Here is a 20,559-nt window from a genome sequence, read left to right on the forward strand (position 1 = left end):
GACAGTTTTTCTACTCATAGCCTCAGTGCTTACTTAATAAAAAACAAAAAGCGCAAAAGGTTCTGTAACCTTGCGCCTTATATTCGTTATTTAAGCGTTTGATTCTTACTCGCTACTTACTCATATACTCAATAAGCTTGCGATAATCATCGTTGCTACAGTCCCCACACAATCCACCTGCTGGCATTTGAATCATACCACTTTTAACAGAATTGATTAGCGCTGGCATGCCTTTTTGTTTTATCAGCTGTTGCCACTTTGCACTGTCGCCTTTTCTGATAGCATTTAAGGCGCCACTATCATGACAAGCGGCACAAGAGTCAGTATAAGTCGTAGCAATATCCGCTGCACCTGCGTTACTTATCATTGCAGTGCTGAGAATCAGCGCTGCGCTAGTGCTGGCTAGCAAGCGGTAACTGTTGGCAAAAATCGTGGTGATTGACAACATAGTGCACCTCCTTTCGTTTATGCATTAGCTTCATCAACAATACCATTAAACGTATTTAATTAAACCTATTGTCTTATAGATTGTAACAACATATGTCGAACTAATATATATATAAATAGTTTAGCTTTGTTAACGCTGTTTGATAAGGCAGATAACTTTCATTAAGTACTGATTCACTTTAATGGTATTCTGTGATTAATATGAGGCTAATAGCCGTTATTTCAATAACTAAACGCATTAATAGTATAGAATAGTCACTAATTTAAAACGCTTATTTTACAAAAAATTGGTTTTTAGTTGCTAGCTGCTAAAGAAGCTGTGCTAGTCGCTGATCAACTGCAAAAACTTTAACTACCGTATCTATATTTTAACCGTAATGAGTCATTTATGAGTACCCCGTTCAATGATGTCTCCGCGAAGCATGCGGATTTTAATACCAAAGCCCGTCAGCGTATTCAGCAAACTGAATTTATGACGTCAGCGCCGACCTTTCGTCTCTGTCCTCCTGATATAGGATTAGAGGTGGCTTTTGCTGGACGCTCAAACGCTGGTAAATCTTCAGCCATCAATGCGCTTACCAACCAGCGCCAATTGGCACGCTCATCTAAAACGCCTGGTCGTACGCAAATGATCAACTTTTTTAGTATTGGCGATACCGATAGGCGCTTGGTCGATTTGCCAGGTTACGGTTATGCTGCAGTGCCGCTAGAGATGAAAAAAGAATGGCAGGTTGAGCTAGAGGAATATCTAGTATCACGCTCAAGCCTTGCAGGTTTGGTGCTGATGAGTGATATCCGTCATCCATTGAAGTTCTTTGATGAGCAAATGTTACGTTGGGCAAAAGATGGTGAGCTGCCCGTTCATATCTTGTTGACGAAAGCAGACAAGCTGAAGTATGGCGCTTCTAAAAATGCTTTGCTCAATACTCGTAAAAAACTGAAGCAACTGGGTTTGAACTGTAGTATTCAGCTATTTTCTGCATTAAGAAAAGAAGGTCTCGATGAGTTAGCAGGCGTTATGGGCAACTGGTATGAGTATCAGCTCGATGCAGACAAAATTATTGAGTCCTCTTTTGCGTTACTAGAAGGTGCTGAGCTAGAAGACGCTATCGAAAAGGATGCGCTTCAAAAAGACAGTTCTCAAGCAGAAAGCAAATAAATCTTATAATTTTTAATAAAAAAGGGTTTATCGTTATTATCGATAAACCCTTTTTTTTATTGTGATTTAGAATGATTTTTATTTAAGCACATAATAACTCAGCCAACGCTTGCGGCGTGTCTACTTGATAACTCGGCTGCTGGGCGGCAAGTTCGCTACTGCTAGCGGTACCATAATTAACCGCAATACTGGTCATACCCAAACTATTGGCCATTTGAATATCGTAAATGCTATCACCGATAAATACGGCATCAGAGATTTGCTGCTCGGTATACTGCAAAATATCCGTCAGCATTTGCGGGTCAGGTTTTGAGCCTGATTCATCAGCACAGCGCGTCGTGACAAAATAATGATGGCTATCAGAGGCATTCAAAACCCGATCCAATCCCTTTCTTTTTTTACCTGTGGCAACAGCAAGCTTGCGATCTTGCTGCTGTAAGGTTTGCAGCATATTTTCTATCGGCGCAAAAAATGGCGTACTATGGCTATTAGCAATATAATAATCCGCATAACTTTGCTGAATCGCCAGCTTCTGCACATCGGTTGCTTGCGGACATAAAATCTCGATACCTTTCATTAAGCTGAGTCCAATAATGTCTTTGACTGCTTTATCAGTCGTCTTAAAGCCATGCGCCTCAACTGCTACATGCATAGACTCAACAATTAAGCCAATCGAATCCATCAGCGTACCATCCCAATCAAATATGATTAGAGTCTTATCTGCTAGATGATGTGGGTCAGCTAATTTGCAATGCTTAGCAGGGATTGTCGCTGCCATTGTCGTTGTAACAGTTTGGCTCATAAATAGACCTTCGAGAATAATAAATGGCAGATACAGAAACGTCACGGCGACTTATTATTTATAAGATATCCGTGACGTTTGATGCTGATGCTGATGCTGATGCTGATGCTTAAAGAATTTAGATTGAAACCAAAGTGGCTAATCTGCTTTGTTTAGCTGCTTATATAAACTTAATTTAGAAGCTTAATTTGCGCAGCAGCTTATTTAGGCAGATTGGTTTTAATATCTTCTGGCATCCAGTTGAGCATCTCGTCTGGTAATGGCGCCGTGATGGTTTCATAACCTGGAATATCTAAGCGCCATGCATGTAAGCACAGACGATGAACCCCAGACTTATCATGCACATGATACTTATCATCCCCTAAAATAGCATGACCGATATGCGCTAAATGCACACGGATTTGATGGGTGCGCCCTGTCAGTGGTTTCGCTTCAATCAAGCTGACTGGTTGATCAGCGATTGTAAAACGACCATGAACAACAATATCTGTCTGACTTTCTTTGCTTTGCGGATCTTGTGCATCCACCTTAACGCGGCGCTCACCGCTGGCAAGCGTATAACGTAGCAATGGCGCGTCGATACGTTGTTCGTTGAGCGCAGGCTGCCCTTTTGCAATACATAAATAATGCTTTTGAATGGTTCTGTCGACCAGATACTGCTGCAATGTTTTAAGCGTCGAGCGTTTCTTAGAAATCATCAGCAAACCTGACGTATCTTTATCAATACGATGTATCAGCTCTAAGTATTTTTTGCCAGTGACTTCACGCATGGCTTCAATGACGCCAAAATCAAGACCACTACCACCGTGAACAGCAATGCCTGATGGCTTATTGAGTACGATCAAGCCTTCATCTTCGTAGACCACACGTGCCAACAGGCTCTTGGCAAATTCGGTACTGATGATAGGTTTTTCGCGAGTGGCGAGTACGACCGGCGCAATACGTACCACGTCTTCACGCTGCACTCTGTCATGCGCTTTACAGCGCTTATTGTTGACTCGCACCTCATCTGAGCGAATCATTTTATAGATATGCGGTTTTGGCAAACCCTTTAAGCGATTAAGCAAAAAATTATCTAAACGCTGGTCATGCTGATGACGCGTAACCTCAAGATAATTAACCTTGCCAAAGTTACTAATCTCATCGTCAGCACTTTGTGGGCGCGTTTTACTGTTAAAGATGGCTGGCGCTTCGTGAATAGGTTCGTCGTTTGTCATTTTCGAGTTCGTCATTTTTAGTTAGGTATTTACACAAAGATTTGCTATAGTTTAGCATGTTGAGCGCCAATACGGCAGAGGCTGCGACAATAAATCATTGCTAATTGATTGTTGTTTCCGATAGGATATCGCTATTTTATAACTTGCTAAAAGCTTGCTGTTAAAAATAGTTAGACTATATAACCTGCGAAAGTTGGGCGTTTCATCTAATTTTAAGGGTGTTATGCCAACAGATATACCCTATAATACCCAATGAATTGTAAGCACAACGCTGATATTTATTAGTACAAAGTAAATATTTCTTGGTACAAAACATTGTGACAACAAATAATAGCATCGCCTTAATAAATTTGGCAAAAGCCCCTTTATTAAGCGGTAACAACATACCCTTTACCCCACTACCCGCATGATGACGACTTGATTTGATGATTTATTATCTAACAGTCCTTTAGACGCGCGCAGTTGAGCAAGTATGGATTGGTTAAAGCGAAAATTGAGAACCAGTTATATAAAATGAGTCTTGATAACTGCCTGAGTGTTGGTGGTCAAACAGAGAACGATAAGTAGGATAAACATGAGACACCGTGCCGATAAGCCGGTCATTTATTCTGTTTGCCAAGTACGCCCCGCTGATGACTAAAGCAGCAATAACTCGCTTTGAGACGCCCAAGATATTATTAACACTATAGTTAAAAGAACGATAAATAAAGAATGACCAATTGCTTCACCTGAATGGATAACCGCTGAATAACACTATTTTATATAATAGTCATTATTGACAGCGATATTATTGCTAGACCTTGATTGATTAACCGTGACAGCACGATGCTTATTTAGTATCAGTAGTCCCTTTATAACTCAGTAACTATCCACCGCCACTATTACAAAGTGCGCTGACCACTAACATGGATAGAAGTGCTGATAGTATAAAAGTGCTGATAATAAAAGATCACTAACCTGCTCATGCATTAATCGTTATGACAAGCCTGCTTATAATAAGATATGGATACGCTATAGCCTTACACTCTATACCCTCTATGTTGACGTTACCGCCATTAGCTTCGCTGATGATTTTAGGTCAAAAGCTTTTGAAAAAAGCCGCCGCGCTTTATTAAATTCATGCTTTACGTTCTACCGTTAATTAACATCCGCTCACGCTAATTTTATTATTAGCAGCGCTTGCCACTTTGCTCTAAAGCCTGTCTCGTCATCGTTATGCGTACTCATAGGATACCATTATGAAACGCATTTTGATCAACGCTACCCAAAACGAAGAAATTCGTGTTGCCCTTTGTAAAGGCAATCATCTGTACGATTTCGATTTAGAAAACCGTACCCGCGAACAAAAAAAATCCAATATCTATAAAGGTCATGTGACCCGTGTCGAGCCTTCGCTTGAAGCCGTGTTTGTAGAATATGGCTCACAGCGTCAAGGTTTCTTGCCGATTCGTGAAATTTCTGCCGAATATTTAAGTGGCAACCCACGTGACGAAAACATCAAAAAACTGATTAAAGAAGGTGACGAGCTCATCGTCCAAGTTGAAAAAGAGGAACGCGGTAATAAAGGCGCTGCTCTATCGACTTATGTGTCATTAGCAGGACGTTATCTGGTATTAATGCCGAATAACCCTCGCGGTGGTGGTATCTCGCGTCAAATCTCAGGTAAATTGCGCGAAGATATGAAACGCATGCTAGGCAGTCTTGATTTGCCAAAAGGCATGAGCGTCATTATTCGTACTGCCGGTATTGGTAAAACCCAAGAAGATTTGCAACACGATTTAAATCATTTGCTGAATATCTGGCAAGCTATCCAAGAACAAAATCAAAAATACCCATCACCGCGCTTGGTTCATCAAGAAGCAGGTGTGGTTACGCGTGCTGTGCGCGACTATCTACGTGATGATATTGCTGAGATTTGGATTGATAACGAAAACGCCTATATCGAAGCCGCTGGTTTTATCGATGCGGTCATGCCAACACAAGCAGAAAAACTGCGCAAATATACCGATTATGAGCCCATGTTTTCGCGCTTTAATATCGAAAAGCAGATTGAAACGGCTTATCAGCGCGAAGTTCGTCTGCCATCAGGTGGCTCAATCGTTATCGATCAAACTGAAGCGTTGGTCTCTATCGACATCAACTCTGCTAAATCTACCAAAGGCTCAGATGTTGCTGAGACCGCTTATCATACCAATCTAGAAGCAGCCGATGAGATTGCTCGCCAATTACGTTTACGTGATATGGGCGGCCTAATTGTCATTGACTTCATCGATATGAATGACAATAAACATCAAAAAGAAGTCGAAAAACGTCTGATTGATGCGACCAAATATGACCGTGCTCGCGTCCAGTTTGGCGATATCTCGAAGTTTGGCTTGATGGAGATGAGTCGTCAACGCCTACGTCCGTCGCTAGAAGAATCAACCGGTTATATCTGCCCACGTTGTCATGGCAACGGCATGATTCGTGATTTGCGTTCATTATCATTGTCAATTATGCGTCAGATTGAGCAAATTGCGCTAAAAGAACGTCAAGGTGAAGTGCAGGCAGAAGTGCCGACCGATATCGCAGCATTCTTATTGAATGAAAAACGCGATGCCTTAGTTTATCTCGAGCAAGATAGCGGTACGCGTATTACTATTTTGCCACACGCGCATTTAGAATCGCCAAACTTCAAATTGCACTTTAATCGTGATGGCTTTGCCCCATCGAGCTATGAGCGTATTACGGATACAGCCCAAGAACATAGCGATTTGGGTTATGAAGTTGACTGGCAAACCGCTGAAAAAGAGCGCCCAGAGCAACAGCCTACCCGCCAACCACGTCAGGTTGCGGATAATGGCACCAGCAATCAAGCCCCTGCTCCTACTAATACACAGTCGAGCACGCCTGAGCAGCAGCAGAATACTACCAGTCATAGCAATGAACGTCGCAACAGTGCGAATACAAATGCGAATACAAACAATATTTCGCCAGTGCATGCGCCGCAAGCACAGAGTACTCCGAACGTTGCGACCACTTCTGCTCCAGTAGTGACTCAATCTGCTAATGTTACTGCTGCCCAGCCGCAAGCAGTTGCTTGGTTGTCTAATTTGTTTGCCCAAGCGCCACAAGCACAAACGACCAATGGCGTCAGTAGTCGCGATGCAGCTGAAGCTATTGAAGCGCTGGTCAATACCGGCGCGCAGAGTCTGGGCTCGTTTGGACAAGTGGATAACAGTGTATTAAATGATGACAATCAAAACGCATCAGCACCCAAACAAAGCAACAATCAGCAGAATAGTAATCAAAAAAGCAGTAGCCAACCGTCAAATAATAACGCTAATAATCAGCAGGCACGTCATACCGATAACGTGACTGATAATAGTAATACTGACGATAGCAGCGACGCTGAAGATAGAAGAAGACGCAAGCCACGCAAAACAAGACCCTCTAAGCCGCGTCCAAGAAAAGAGCCGTCAGATGAAACTGGCAATAGCGCCGCTAGTGATACGACTGACAGCAGCCCAACGAGCGCTGAAGATAAAGCTGACAACCAAGATAAACGTCAGCAAGATAACAGACGCCCTAACGATCGCAATCGCAACAATCGTCAAGACAACCGTCACAATGCAAACGAGCGCAATGCCAGCGGAAGCAATGTTAGCGAAAGCAATGACTCTGAAAATAAGAGTAATGAGAACAACACTGTAGAAGAGCAAGCTCGTGCTAAGCGCAAATCACATAGCCAACGTAGCTCACGCGGCAAACTTGAGCGCGGTGAGACATTAACAGCGGCTAATAGCCAGCAAAACAATCAACAAAGCAATAAAGACGCTAACGGTAGCAAAAGTCAGTCCAATGCACGCCGTAATCAAGATCCTAACGAGGTTGTGTTGCAGGTCAATGAAATCGCTACTGAGCTCAAATCGCCAGAAGTTGTGCACTTGTCTTTAGATGACAGTAAATCAGTACGGGCAGCACATCAGACGACTGAAAAGCAAAATTCGGTAAATAATAACAATGTTACTGATAGCGTAAAAGAGCATCTAGAAAACAATGCCCAGCAGCATGCTGATAAGCAGACGGCAGTTGAGCAAAGTACCATTCAACCGTCTGCTAATATAAACAGCGACGCTACTGATAGTGCAAAAAATAGCACTATACAAGCCAATACTGCTGTAAATGAAAAAGCTTTAATAGAAGAGGCAAAAGTAGAAGATACGCAGATAAGCACTACTGATAGCAAAGCGCAAACATCTGTTTCGGCAGAAAGCGCTAAAGCCGACGATAAGAAATCCTCTATAGCTGAGACAGCAACCTCAAAAGTTAGCACTGATAGCCAAACTAACAGTACTGCTCATGAGCAAAAATCAGTTGAGGCCAAAGTAGAGGATATCGCGCCAGTAGCAGTAGCTAAAGAAATAGAAGCTGATGATAAAAGTGTTGATACTGACCAAGTAGCTACTGATGTTACCGATACTAGTAGCGCCAGTCACTCAGCGATTGAGCCTATCCATGAAGACTTATTTGCTAAACGCTACATTACTGCCGATAAATTTGGGCAAGCCAGTAATGACCCACGCGTGGTACGTCGTCAGCAGGCGGAAGCACAAGCTCCTGAAACAGCTCAGGTAGACACACAAAACCAGCAAACCATTATGAGCGCACCGACCATTCGTGGTACGGTTGGTGAGTTTATCCGTGCGACTCTACCAGAGGCTGAAAGTCGCTTAGCCACAGACGGTGTCATCAACTGCTTTAACGCTGCTATTGCTTTGCATCTAAAGCAGGCAGACGTTCAAGTCGCAGCAAATGATAAGCTTGAAAGCACCAATGACAATCAACTTGCTACTGGCGAAACTGCCAATAATAATTTTGATTTTAGCAACTACGGCTATCAGCCATTAGCAGCAGATTATCTCGCACGCTTTGAGGCGATGACGCAAGCCGTCAGTCAGTTTGCAGCAACGCAAGGTAAAACAGACGTGGAGCCGCGTGCCATTAATAAACGGGCGAGCAACGACCCACGTGGTCAGCACCCTGACTATAAAGAGTCAGCAGTATTTGCTGTTTCCGATGAGCCAAATAACGAATCAGTTCAAGCTACTAGCGAGATTGACACTCAGACAGTAGATGCAACGGCTTTGGCTAATCAAGCGCAAGCAGCTGAGGTGAGTACGGATAGCGAACAGCTGCTACACATAGAGCAAACGTTAAAAGAAGTAAGCACGGAGCAATCTGAAGTTGAAGTCACTCCTGAGGCTAAAACTACGAAGGATGAAGCTGCTGACGTCAACGAAGCGGAGCTAAAAGAACCTAAAGTTAATGATGAAGTTGCTGAAGTTAAAGAGGCTAATATAGAGCAAAGCGAAACTGAGCAACCTGCCGAATCAATAGTAGAACTATCTACGAAAGAGGAAATTCAGGCAGCGAAGTCAAAAACGACGATAGCCAGTTATAAAAATATGATTGAAAACGTGGCTGAGCAACTGTTACCACAAAAAAGTATGTTTAACTTAACGACCCCTAAGGTGCCAAAGGCTCGTACTCGTAAGCCTAAGGCTGAGCATAAGAAGCCAACGCAAGCTGAAAAATCGGAGTCTGATAACTCAGATAGCGAGAGCTAATCGCAGTAAACTAAAAGCAGCCTTAACGATAAAAGCCCCAAAGTTGCTTATAACTTTGGGGCTTTCAACTTTAGGGCTTTTTTATACTTAATCGAATTTGCTTAACTGACTGTCTATTTAATGTGCAGAAGAAGCACTTTTGTCTTTATTGCGTATTTTACCAATCACAGTGACAATAACGACGACTAAAACACCGATAACTAGACCCACTAATCCATTTAATAACATAGTCGTTAGACTTTCAAATACACCAGTCAGATGCGCTATGTCCTCAACTTCGTGATGCAAAAAACTAATACCATGAACTAAGATGCCACCACCTACCAAAAACATAGCTAACGTGCCAGCGATAGATAAAAACTTCATTAATTTTGGCGCAGCAGACAATAGAAACCCACCTATTTTTTGCTTAACATTGCCCGATTGCTTCATCAAATATAAGCCTAAATCATCAATTTTGACAATACCTGCGACCAATCCATAAACGCCAACAGTAATAGCGACTGCAATAATAGCGAGAACCAAGCTTTGCTCTAACAACGTTGCACCAGCGGCTGCACCAAGCGAAATCACAATAATCTCAGCCGATAGCACAAAATCTGTGCGTACTGCGCCTTTTATCTTTTCCTTTTCAAAAGCGACCAAATCGATTGTCTCATCGGCATTGGCACGTAGGCGCGCATTTTGCTCTTCATCGTGCGGCAAAAGATGTGGCCAAAACTTATGGATTATTTTCTCCGCACCTTCATAGGCTAAATATAACCCGCCACACATCAATAGCAATGTTACTAACGGTGGATAAATAGCGCTAATCAATAGTGCTGAAGGTACCAAGATAAGTTTATTGATGAATGAGCCTTTAGCCACTGCCCACACGACTGCCAACTCACGATCTGCTTTGACACCAGTAACTTGCTCAGCATTAAGTGCTAAGTCATCACCTAAGACGCCAGCCGTTTTTTTGGCAGCAACCTTGGTCATTAGTGAGACGTCATCTAATATCAAGCTGATGTCATCAAGTAGGGTTAATAAACTGGCACCTGCCATAATACACGTTCCTTAAAATAAATTTAGTGAAATAGAAAAATTTGAAATAATGATTATTAAATCTGATCGCTATTTAATTAACCTCTGTAAACCATATAATTTCTTGTAGCCTACCTAGACATAAGGTTATATTACATAGCATAAATGTATCTTGTCTCTTATTATGCTTTTCATTATGAAGACATTCTAATAATCTATTTAGGAAGACAATAAGATGGCTTTTAGTCGTGATTTATAAAAATATGTTAATATAGAGCACTTTCTATTTGCTGATTCTGCAATTTGCTTCTGCAATTTTTATTTTCGAAAATCATTGAAAATCAATCTATTAAGAACTATCTCATTAGTAATTTATATAACAGCTTTTATTTAGTAGCTTTTATTTACCAAAAACTTACCACTTATCCCAATACCTTTTGTTACGAACACACGATTAGGCATATCTGCCTATAGGAAACGCCCTATGTCCTTATTCCATTCTAACGCTACGCTCACTAGCAAAAAACTTTCTCGCAACCACCTATCTCGTGCAACGGCTGCTGCATTGCTGGTTGTTGTTGCTGCTGGCTGCTCTAATAATGCCGCAGATGCGACCAGTAACACCAACGTTATCAATAGTGCCAATGCCAAAACTAGTACAACCTCGATATCTAAAGACAGCAATGCCGATGTGGTCAAATCCTTGCAAGCCAATTTAAAAACATCAGGTATTGAAGAGACTATTCTCTCAGCGGTACCTACCGATATGGCGGATATTTATTGGGTGACTGCTGAAGGGCTGCCTTCGTTTTTTACGGATAAAGGAGGCAAGCATATTATTCAAGGGCAAATTATCGCAGTTGGTGCAGAAGCGCCAGTAGATATTAGTGCCGCGTTGGTTGCTAGTACCGCCCAAGCAGCGCTGAAAGCAGTCGACAAAAAAGACATGGTTATTTATCCAGCAAAAGGTGTGACAAAGTCTGTGGTTTACGCATTTACTGATGCAGATTGTGGCTATTGTCGCAAATTGCATGAAGATATGGCGGATATTAATGCCCGCGGTATCGAGGTGCGGTATTTGGCATGGCCACGCAGCGAAGAATCGGTACCAAAAATGGAAGCCATCTGGTGTAGCGAAGACCGTAACGCCGCCATGGATCAGGGTAAAGCGGGTGCAAATGTGCAAGCAGCTAGTTGTAACAGCCCTGTACAATCGCAAATGGCGCTTGGCAGAAGCCTTGGTGTCAACGGTACGCCTGCTATCTTTACTGAATCTGGACAGCAAGTGGGTGGTTATTTACCAGCCGCACAATTGGCACAAGCGATAAATGCTAGCTAATATCTATCCCATGATATTGCTGACTTTGGCGACATTGAGAGTGGGTAGACGCCATCAGCGCTTGTCGGTATGATACGATAAAGCGCTAGGCAAAATTAGCCGTATATTTTTATCTAAGCTATTGTTTATGTAAGTTATTCATATAGGCATTTCTCTATTTAAGCACTTTTATAATCTAAGTACTTTGATAATCTAAATATTTTGATAATCTAAGTGCATTTATAATTTAAGTGCTTTTACAGAAACATTTTTTATCCAACTATTTAATCTCTTGAGGATACTGTGAGCAAATCCATCAAACTAGCGATACTTGGTCTAGGCACCGTCGGCACAGGTGTGATCAATCTAATCAATGATAATTTAGATGAACTAAAACGTCGTAGCGGACGCGACATTGTGATTACCGAAGTTGGTACCCGTCGTCAGCGTGACGATATCGATCCTAATATTATTCAAAACAGTGATTTGATGGCAACCGCTGCCAGTGATAATATCGATATCGTCATCGAAGTGATCGGCGGTACTACTCTCGCGAAAGACGTCATTATGCACGCCATTAAAAATGGCAAGCATGTAGTCACGGCCAATAAAGCATTACTGGCTGAGCATGGTAATGAGATTTTCGCTTTCGCGGAACAGCATAATGTCCACGTCGCTTATGAAGCAGCGGTAGCTGGCGGTATTCCGATTATTAAAGTCATGCGTGAAGGATTGGCTGCCAATAAAATTGATTGGCTGGCTGGCATCATCAATGGTACTGGCAACTTTATCATGACTGAAATGCGTGATAAAGGTCGTCCATTTGCAGACGTTTTGATTGAAGCACAAGAGCTTGGTTATGCAGAAGCAGACCCTACTTTTGATGTTGAAGGGATTGATGCCGCGCACAAACTGGCACTACTTGCCTCTATCGCCTTTGGTATTCCGCTACAGTTTGATAAAGTTTACTGTGAAGGTATTACTGGTATCACCTTACAAGATGTTAACTATGCTGAAGAGCTTGGCTACCGTATCAAGCACTTAGGTTTTGCGGTGCGCCGTGATGGTACAGGTAATGGTGAAGCCGCTGGTATTGAGCTGCGTGTACATCCAACGCTTATTCCGCAGAACGCCCTACTTGCCAACGTTAATGGTGTAAAGAATGCGGTGTTGGTAAACTCTCATCCACTTGGGCAAACGCTCTATTGTGGCGATGGTGCAGGTGCTGGCGCGACTGCTTCTGCGGTAATGGCAGATGTGATGGACTTAGTACGCGTCTTGGGTACTGATGATCAAAGCAATCCAGGCAATAATAGCCATCATGTTCCACACTTAGCTTTTATACCTGAGCAGTTATCGGACACGCCGATATTGCGTGCTGAGCAGATGATCACCGGTTATTATTTACGCGTCCATGCTTATGATAATCCTGGGGTATTGGCTGATATCACGCGTATTTTGAGTGATGCTGGTATCAATATCGATGCAATTTTACAAAAACCTGCCCATAAACTTGGTCAAGTGCCCGTGATTATCTTAACGCTACCTGTGGTTGAGAGCCAAATGAATCTGGCCATCGAAAAAATTGAGAAGCTAGATACGGTTCCTGATAAAGTGGTACGCATTCGCCTAGATGAGCTGGCGTAAGTCTGATCATTAAAAAGTCTGGCAGTTAAAAAACCAAATATCTACTAAGTAAGTAAAACACTTTCATTTAAAATATATAAAAGGAATAATAACGATGTCAAACGATGCAATTGTAATTTTAAACGGCGCACGTACCCCAATGGGCGGCTTCCAAGGCGCACTTACCGATGTTAGCGCAACTGATTTGGGCGCTACCGCTATCAAAGCTGCTGTTGAGCGCTCAGGTGTTAACGTTGATAGTATCGATGAAGTCATTATGGGTTGTATCTTGACCGCAGGTTTGGGTCAAGGTCCTGCTCGTCAAGCCATGCGTAAAGCAGGTCTGTCTGATGCAACGGGTGCAGTGACGATTAATAAACTATGTGGCTCAGGTCTAAAAGCGGTCATGCAAGCCCATGACGGTATCAAAGCGGGCAGCTTCAATGTCGCTGTTGCCGGTGGTATGGAATCGATGACCAATGCCCCTTATATCATGCCAGGTTCGCGTGGCGGCTATCGTATGGGACATAAAGAAGTCAAAGACCATATGTTCTTAGATGGTCTAGAAGATGCCGAAACAGGTAAGCTGATGGGTCAGTTCGCGCAAGAAATGGCAGATGAAAAAGGTTATACCCGTGAGCAAATGGATGATTTTGCTATCGAATCGCTTAACCGTGCGTTAACTGCTATTAAAGAGGGTCATTTCGAAGATGAAATTACAGCGGTTACCTTTAAAACCCGTAAAGGCGAGCAAACCGTTGACACTGACGAGCAGCCTGCCCTTGCCAATGCTGAGCGCATTCCTACCCTGCGTCCAGCCTTCTCAAAAGACGGTACCATCACGGCGGCAAATGCCAGCTCAATCTCAGACGGTGCTGCCGCTGTCGTATTGATGAAAGAGTCACAAGCCAAAGCTGAAGGTCTTGATTACCAAGCGCGTATCGTTGCGAGCGTTTCTAACTCTCGTCACCCGAGCGAATTTACGATTGCGCCGATTGGTGCGATTGAAAAAGTATTAGCAAGCGCTGGTTGGTCAGTGGCTGATGTCGATCTATGGGAAATCAATGAAGCGTTTGCCATGGTTACGATGGCCGCTATGGATGATTTAAACATCGACCATGCTAAAGTAAACATTGAAGGTGGCGCTTGTGCACTTGGTCATCCAGTAGGCTGTTCAGGTGCTCGTATCTTAATCACCCTCATCAACTCTCTAAAGCGTACTGGCGGCAAAAAAGGCGTTGCGACGTTATGTATCGGTGGCGGTGAAGCCGTAGCAGTGGCTATTGAACTTGCTTAATATTCTATCGTTCTAAATATTAGCTCTGCTAAAATCGCTCGTAGGTTGTAATCTTTTAATATATTTGCCAAAATTTAAAAGCCGCATTGCTAATTATCTTTGGCAATGCGGTTTTTTTATACTCAAACCTTACAAATAACGACAAGCCATTTATGACAGTAAGAAAGTGTTAACTTAAATTTATATAGGGATTGTTTCTTTTACAGGCTATTACACGCGTTTACTTCAAGCGAACACTTTGCTACTTTGCTCATATATCTCATTCCAAACCCTGCTGTTACGATAATAACAAGTTGATGCAGAGGCAGCTTAACGCACTTTGCTACCATCGTTAATTTAATAAAATAAATTATTGGTAAAATAGTTTATGCAAATTACAGCAATGCAAATTTAGAATAACTGTTAATCTACTCATACAAAAGGAAGATAATAATGAGCCAACTAATTCGTTTGAAAGATATCCAAGCTACCCACCGTGACCTAATTGGTGATGACTATTATGATCCAACGGGCAAAACAGCCTATGGTGTTAATGAAGAAAAAATTGGTAAGATTGATGGTGCCTTGGTAGAAGATACCACTGGTCGCATTCGTTATTTAATCGTTGATGCAGGTGGTTGGTTTAGCACAAAAGAAGTATTGGTACCAGCCGGTTTGGCACGTATCGTCGGTGATGATGTATTCTTTGATAGCTTAACGCAAGCGCAAGTAGAAGCAATGGAAGTGTACGACCACGATTATCAATATAGCTATAAAGATCAGTATCAAAAAGATCGCCAATCATTTGTCGCCGATAGTATTCCAGTAGCAGAGCGTATGGAAATTACAGACACTGCTTATAATGCGCCAAATACGCTAGAGCTATTAGAAGAGCGTTTGACCGTTAATAAAGATCGTATCGTAGCTGGTTTGGTAAAAGTCGGTAAGCATGTGGTCACCGAAGAACGAAATATCGATGTCAACCTAGAAGAAGAACATGCCAATATCGAACGCACCAATGTAGACCGCCCAACAGAACGCCGTATCGGCGATATCGATGGTAATCAGACCATTGAAGTTGAGCTAGAAGCTGAACGTGCACGCGTGAACAAAGAGACTTATGTCACTGAAGAAGTAAATGTCGGTAAAACGTCAGAACAGCACACTGAAACTCTGGTAGAAACCATTCAGCGTGAAGAGTTAGATATTGACGGTGATGGTAATGTAATTGACCGTGATGGTAACCCATTCACTCGTGATGACATTACTGCTGAAGATGTACGCCGCGCTCGTGGTATGTAATAGGCTACTCTTTCGCATAGCTGCAAGATGTAATTAGTGATTTAGATGTTTGTTATTTAAAGCACTGTTATCTAAAGCGCTATTATTTAAAGAACCATTATGCGATAGTTACTAGCAGCTGAGCGTACCCGCTTAGTAGATAAGACCAGAGCTTTGTCTCTGGTCTTTTTTTATATCTAACCGTTTTTTATGCTTAATAATGAGGAACATCACCATGAACGCCAATAATGAAAATAATTATCCTGACACCAGCTATCCTGACCTTGCAAACGCTACTGAGCACAGCTCACACGATGAATTAACGTCATCAAGCTTATCGTTACCTGCAGATAATCAGGAGCAAGCGATATTAGCCAATCAAAAAGATAACGTTGTAAATAATCTAACAAATACTGGCAACGGTGGTTATTTAGAATTATTAGAAGAGCGTCCAGTGGTCAATAAAGAGCGCTTAGATGTGGGTAAAGTAACCGTCACTAAGCACTCTCGTACTAAAACTATCCAAGTGCCTATTGAGCTGGTGGAAGAGTATGTGACAATAAAGACTGAATATGATGATGCTGAGAGTCAGGATTTATTGTCAGGCAATTATGATGATAAAGATATCTTGCGTCACGTTGAGCCATCGTTAGATAGCAAGGCAGTCGTTACCATCAATGGCAAGCAGGTTGAGATCGGCGATGAACCGATTGAGATAATTCTATCGCGTCAAGTAGCGACTATTACCAAAGATACCTATGTTATTCAAGAAGTGGCGATTGAAAAAACCACACATACGCATACTGATAGTATCCAAGTAGCGCTTAAACATGAAGAGCTAGACGTCAAAGAAGAAGGTTTTTTAGCACACGACGGCAATTCAGCTCATAAAAAATAAATTATTTTTAAAGAATTTAAATATTAAACGTAAAAAAGCAACGCGAACGTTGCTTTTTTTATGAGGTATTTTAATTTGAGAATAAATTAATAAGAACTACTATTACATAGCATTTTCTGCTGTTTTCTTACAATCATAAGTAGTAACATTGGCTGCATCTTTACCCGCTGTACGCATCACACCCGTTTCACGTTCTTTACTAGCCACGCGCCACTGCACAAAACCTTCACTACCATCAATAGCAGTTGCTGCTTCAAATACTTCAGGATTACTGTCATCATTAGTCTTCGTCAAGGTTACCGTTCCTTGAGCAGTACCAATAACCACTTGATTGTCCATGTCTTTGTAAGTCGCTTCAACTCTCAGCTCAGGTGAACATAAATACGTTATCTGATTCACGCCTGTATTGACCGAAGCAATCGTATCATCTTCCACGTCGTTAATAGGCGCATCTACGACTACGTCACTTGGCTCGGCAGGCTCAGCAGACATAGGCACTGACTGCTCTTCACTGATGCTGTCTTCTAAACTTGGCTCTGTCTCTTGCTTTGGTTGGCAGGCGCTAATCGTCATGGCACCAGCCAGCAAACCTGTTATGACTACGGAGGTACGCAACTGTTTTAATAATTCTAAATTCACAATGCTCTCCCAAATAAATATGTTAAACACTATAGCCTGTCTATAAATGCACGCCTATGTTGAATTTGTAAGTAATCACTACAATGCCAATACTAATTTTACTCAGCCCATAAAAAAGCCCCTGTTAAACAGGGACTTTTTATCATAATTTACTTATGCTTAGTTAATAATGTTTGGTTATCAATATTTAGATTTTACCATGACATTGTTTATACTTAAGTGCTGAGCCACATGGACAAGCAGCATTACGGCTGATATTCATACCAGCATATGGGTTTGGCTCATTGGCATTGTTGCCGCTGCCGACCATAGCACCGCTCATACCTGCAACTGCTGCACCAGCAAAATTAAGATTTTGCGCTACCGCTCTATCCTTAGCGCCATCTACGCCACTATCCATATTATCGATATCACTGTGCTCAAACTGCATTTGCATCTGTGCTGCATTCTCACGCTGCTGGACTTCCAGTGCTTCTAGCTCTTCTTTAGTTGGAATATGCACGCGTGATAAATCTTGTACCGTCTCAGATTTAATTGCACCAAGCATCATTTGGAATAGCTCAAACGACTCACGCTTATACTCTTGTTCAGGGTTTTTCTGTGCATAACCACGTAGATGAATACCTTTACGCAGCTGATCCATCTGCGTTAAATGCTCTTTCCAGTGCTTATCTAGACTTTGCAGCATAAAGTGACGCTCAAGCTGGGCAGCATCTTTTTCACCCATTTGCTCACGACGACTATGATAGCGATCTAAGGCAGTTTGGATGACTTTTGCACGTAGCGCTTCTTCATCCAAGCGGCGGTCTTCATCGAGCCAATCATTAATCGGCATCGCAATCTTGAATTCGTCTTCAAGCTCATCCTCTAAACCGTCGACATTCCATTGATCATCAATAGATCCTGGCGGAATAAACTGGCTAATCATGGCGTTATAGACTTCATAATGCATGACTTTAATGGCTTCGAGCAAATCCATATCTGCCAGTAAATCATCACGCTGACCATAAATAACTTTACGCTGCTCATTGGCCACGTCGTCATATTTCAGTAGATTTTTACGCGCATCAAAATCGCGACTCTCAACTTTACCTTGGGCGTTTTCAATCGATTTGGATACCATTTTATGCTCAATGGCTTCATCTTCTTTTAGACCCATCGCACGCATCATATTGACCACGCGGTCGCCTGCGAAGATACGCATCAAATCATCTTCAAGCGATAGAAAGAAACGCGACATACCAGGATCACCCTGACGACCCGCACGACCACGTAACTGGTTATCAATACGGCGTGATTCATGACGTTCAGAACCAACAATATGTAAACCACCAGCTGCAACGACTTGGTCATGTTGCACCTGCCATTGCGCTTTTAGACGCGCCATTTCTTCTGGGCTGACAGATTCTGGATCTTCAATAAACGACTGCCAGTTACCGCCAAGGATAATATCTGTACCACGACCTGCCATGTTAGTCGCAATAGTGACTGATTTTGGGCTACCCGCCTGTGCGATGATTTCTGCTTCACGCTCATGTTGTTTAGCGTTAAGGACATTATGCTTGACGCCTTCTTGATCCAGCAAATAAGACAACTCTTCACTGGCTTCAATCGTCGCTGTACCAACCAATACTGGCGCACCCTTTGCCTGAATCTCTTTAATCTCGCGGATAATACCTTTATATTTGCCTAGCTTAGTTAAGAAAATCTGATCATCCATATCGATACGAGCAATGGGCTCATGCGTTGGAATCACAATGACATCTAAGTCATAGGTTGATTTAAATTCTGCCGCTTCAGTATCAGCAGTACCAGTCATACCGGATAGTTTGTCATAAAGACGGAAAAAGTTCTGGAATGTCGTGGTTGCAAGCGTTTGGTTTTCGGCTTGAATCTCAGCGTTTTCTTTGGCTTCTACTGCTTGATGCAAACCTTCTGACCAGCGACGACCGGGCATAGTACGGCCAGTATTTTCATCAACGATAACCACTTCGCCATCATCGACAATATAGTGAACGTTTTTGACAAAAACATGGTGAGCACGAATAGCGGCTTGTACATGCGCGAGAAGTGGTAAACGGATTGGGCTATATAAGCTTTCGTTTTCACCCAGCTCGCCGACTTCGATTAAGAAGCGTTCAATCTTTTCATAGCCTTTTTCACTAATCTCAATCTGACGGTTCTTTTCGTCAATCCAGAAATCTTCTTCTTCATTATTTTTATTGGCTTCTTCGTCTTTTGAACGTATCAGCACTGGGATAATGGTGTTAATCAGCGCATACATACGTGATGAATCTTCGGCTTGACCGGAGATAATCAGCGGCGTACGTGCCTCATCAATTAAGATAGAGTCAATTTCATCGATAATACAGAAGTTCAGCGGACGCTGCTTTTTCTCATTTAAACTAAAGACCATGTTATCGCGTAGATAGTCAAAACCGTATTCGTTATTGGTACCGTAAGTGATATCCGCTTGATAGGCATCAATTTTTTCTTGCGGTGGCTGCTGTGAATAAATCACCCCAACCGTCATACCCAAAAAGCCAAATAACGGACGGTTTAATTCAGCGTCACGTGCGGCCAAATAATCGTTGACCGTCACTAGATGGACGCCTTTGCCACTAATAGCATTGAGATACATCGCCAAGGTGCCCATCAAGGTTTTACCCTCACCGGTTTTCATCTCAGCGATTTTACCTTCGTGCAAAGTAATACCACCGATCAGCTGCACATCATAGTGACGCATACCCGTAACGCGTAGTGACGCTTCACGGCAGACCGCAAAAGCTTCTGGCAATAGCGCATCTAAGCTTTCACCATTTTGGTGCCGTGCTTTAAATTCTTCAGTTTTTTGTTGTAATTGCTCATCAGACAGGGCTTGTATTCCAGCCTCTTGTGCGTTGATTTTGCTGACCACTTTACGCATGCGTTTAAGTTCACGCTCATTTTTGGTGCCAACGACACTGCCTATAATCTTTGATAACATAATTTTTTGACCTATGGAAATATTCGATAATTAGTGCGTATTAGTCAACGCTTTACTCGCCGCCTTGTCATCATCCGGCTAAGTGGTACACAATGAAGTATCGCCTAATGAAGTATCGCCCAATTAAGTGTGACGTCATTATATATGGTTATGACGCCGATGGATACAAGGGCGGTTAGTAGATATTTGCCGACGTTAAAACGCGATAGGACGTGTTAAAATAGCGTTTATTTACCTAAGATTTTTTGATTCTTCTGTTTGTTAGCAGTGCGTTT

13 protein-coding genes are annotated in these 20,559 nt (G+C 42.4%); 7 read left to right on the forward strand and 6 right to left on the reverse strand.

Annotated features, from left to right (window positions below):
• Positions 1-112 precede the first annotated feature (112 nt).
• A complete protein-coding gene (locus WAZ74_RS10065; protein ID WP_422308165.1) occupies positions 113-448 on the reverse strand; it encodes a c-type cytochrome in 336 nt (111 codons plus the stop codon).
• A 387-nt stretch (positions 449-835) separates the two neighbouring features.
• Between WAZ74_RS10065 and yihA the strand changes: the two genes are divergently transcribed.
• The gene (gene yihA, locus WAZ74_RS10070) at positions 836-1,606 is read left to right on the forward strand and encodes a ribosome biogenesis GTP-binding protein YihA/YsxC (protein ID WP_422308166.1); all 771 of its coding nucleotides are present in this window, start codon (positions 836-838) and stop codon (positions 1,604-1,606) included.
• An 82-nt stretch (positions 1,607-1,688) separates the two neighbouring features.
• Here yihA and WAZ74_RS10075 read toward each other — a convergent pair whose 3' ends face one another.
• Positions 1,689-2,408: an HAD-IA family hydrolase gene (locus WAZ74_RS10075; RefSeq protein ID WP_422308167.1), complete on the reverse strand. Its 720-nt coding sequence runs from the start codon at positions 2,406-2,408 to the stop codon at positions 1,689-1,691.
• A gap of 200 nt (positions 2,409-2,608) precedes the next feature.
• Entirely contained in the window at positions 2,609-3,625 is a 1,017-nt protein-coding gene (locus tag WAZ74_RS10080; RefSeq protein WP_422308168.1) for an RluA family pseudouridine synthase, read from the reverse strand.
• 1,238 nt (positions 3,626-4,863) lie between these two features.
• On the opposite strand from WAZ74_RS10080, the gene WAZ74_RS10085 reads away from it, so the two are divergent.
• On the forward strand, positions 4,864-9,234 hold the full coding sequence (locus WAZ74_RS10085) for an Rne/Rng family ribonuclease (protein ID WP_422308169.1): 4,371 nt from the start codon (positions 4,864-4,866) through the stop codon (positions 9,232-9,234).
• A 117-nt stretch (positions 9,235-9,351) separates the two neighbouring features.
• On the opposite strand, the gene WAZ74_RS10090 is transcribed toward WAZ74_RS10085, so the two are convergent.
• Positions 9,352-10,281, reverse strand: a complete 930-nt coding sequence (locus tag WAZ74_RS10090; RefSeq protein WP_422308170.1) for a DUF808 domain-containing protein — start codon at positions 10,279-10,281, stop codon at positions 9,352-9,354.
• 463 nt (positions 10,282-10,744) lie between these two features.
• On the opposite strand from WAZ74_RS10090, the gene WAZ74_RS10095 reads away from it, so the two are divergent.
• From WAZ74_RS10095 to WAZ74_RS10115, 5 genes are all read left to right on the forward strand, one after another.
• Positions 10,745-11,599 carry a DsbC family protein gene (locus WAZ74_RS10095; protein WP_422308171.1) on the forward strand — a complete coding sequence of 285 codons (855 nt, stop codon included), beginning with the start codon at positions 10,745-10,747 and terminating at the stop codon, positions 11,597-11,599.
• A gap of 282 nt (positions 11,600-11,881) precedes the next feature.
• Positions 11,882-13,225 carry a homoserine dehydrogenase gene (locus WAZ74_RS10100; protein WP_422308172.1) on the forward strand — a complete coding sequence of 448 codons (1,344 nt, stop codon included), beginning with the start codon at positions 11,882-11,884 and terminating at the stop codon, positions 13,223-13,225.
• A 94-nt stretch (positions 13,226-13,319) separates the two neighbouring features.
• A complete protein-coding gene (locus WAZ74_RS10105; RefSeq protein ID WP_422308173.1) occupies positions 13,320-14,501 on the forward strand; it encodes a thiolase family protein in 1,182 nt (393 codons plus the stop codon).
• Between the two features lie 432 nt (positions 14,502-14,933).
• Positions 14,934-15,782 (forward strand): DUF2382 domain-containing protein, encoded by an 849-nt coding sequence (locus WAZ74_RS10110; RefSeq protein WP_422308174.1) that lies wholly within the window; start codon positions 14,934-14,936, stop codon positions 15,780-15,782.
• Between the two features lie 214 nt (positions 15,783-15,996).
• On the forward strand, positions 15,997-16,659 hold the full coding sequence (locus WAZ74_RS10115; protein ID WP_422308175.1) for a YsnF/AvaK domain-containing protein: 663 nt from the start codon (positions 15,997-15,999) through the stop codon (positions 16,657-16,659).
• Between the two features lie 102 nt (positions 16,660-16,761).
• On the opposite strand, the gene WAZ74_RS10120 is transcribed toward WAZ74_RS10115, so the two are convergent.
• Both WAZ74_RS10120 and secA read right to left on the reverse strand, forming a co-directional pair.
• Positions 16,762-17,298, reverse strand: a complete 537-nt coding sequence (locus WAZ74_RS10120) for a hypothetical protein (protein ID WP_422308176.1) — start codon at positions 17,296-17,298, stop codon at positions 16,762-16,764.
• 187 nt (positions 17,299-17,485) lie between these two features.
• Positions 17,486-20,284: a preprotein translocase subunit SecA gene (gene secA, locus WAZ74_RS10125; RefSeq protein WP_422308177.1), complete on the reverse strand. Its 2,799-nt coding sequence runs from the start codon at positions 20,282-20,284 to the stop codon at positions 17,486-17,488.
• Positions 20,285-20,559: the final 275 nt, after the last annotated feature.

The organism is Psychrobacter sp., from assembly GCF_049295055.1.
In the GTDB taxonomy this organism is placed as follows: domain Bacteria; phylum Pseudomonadota; class Gammaproteobacteria; order Pseudomonadales; family Moraxellaceae; genus Psychrobacter.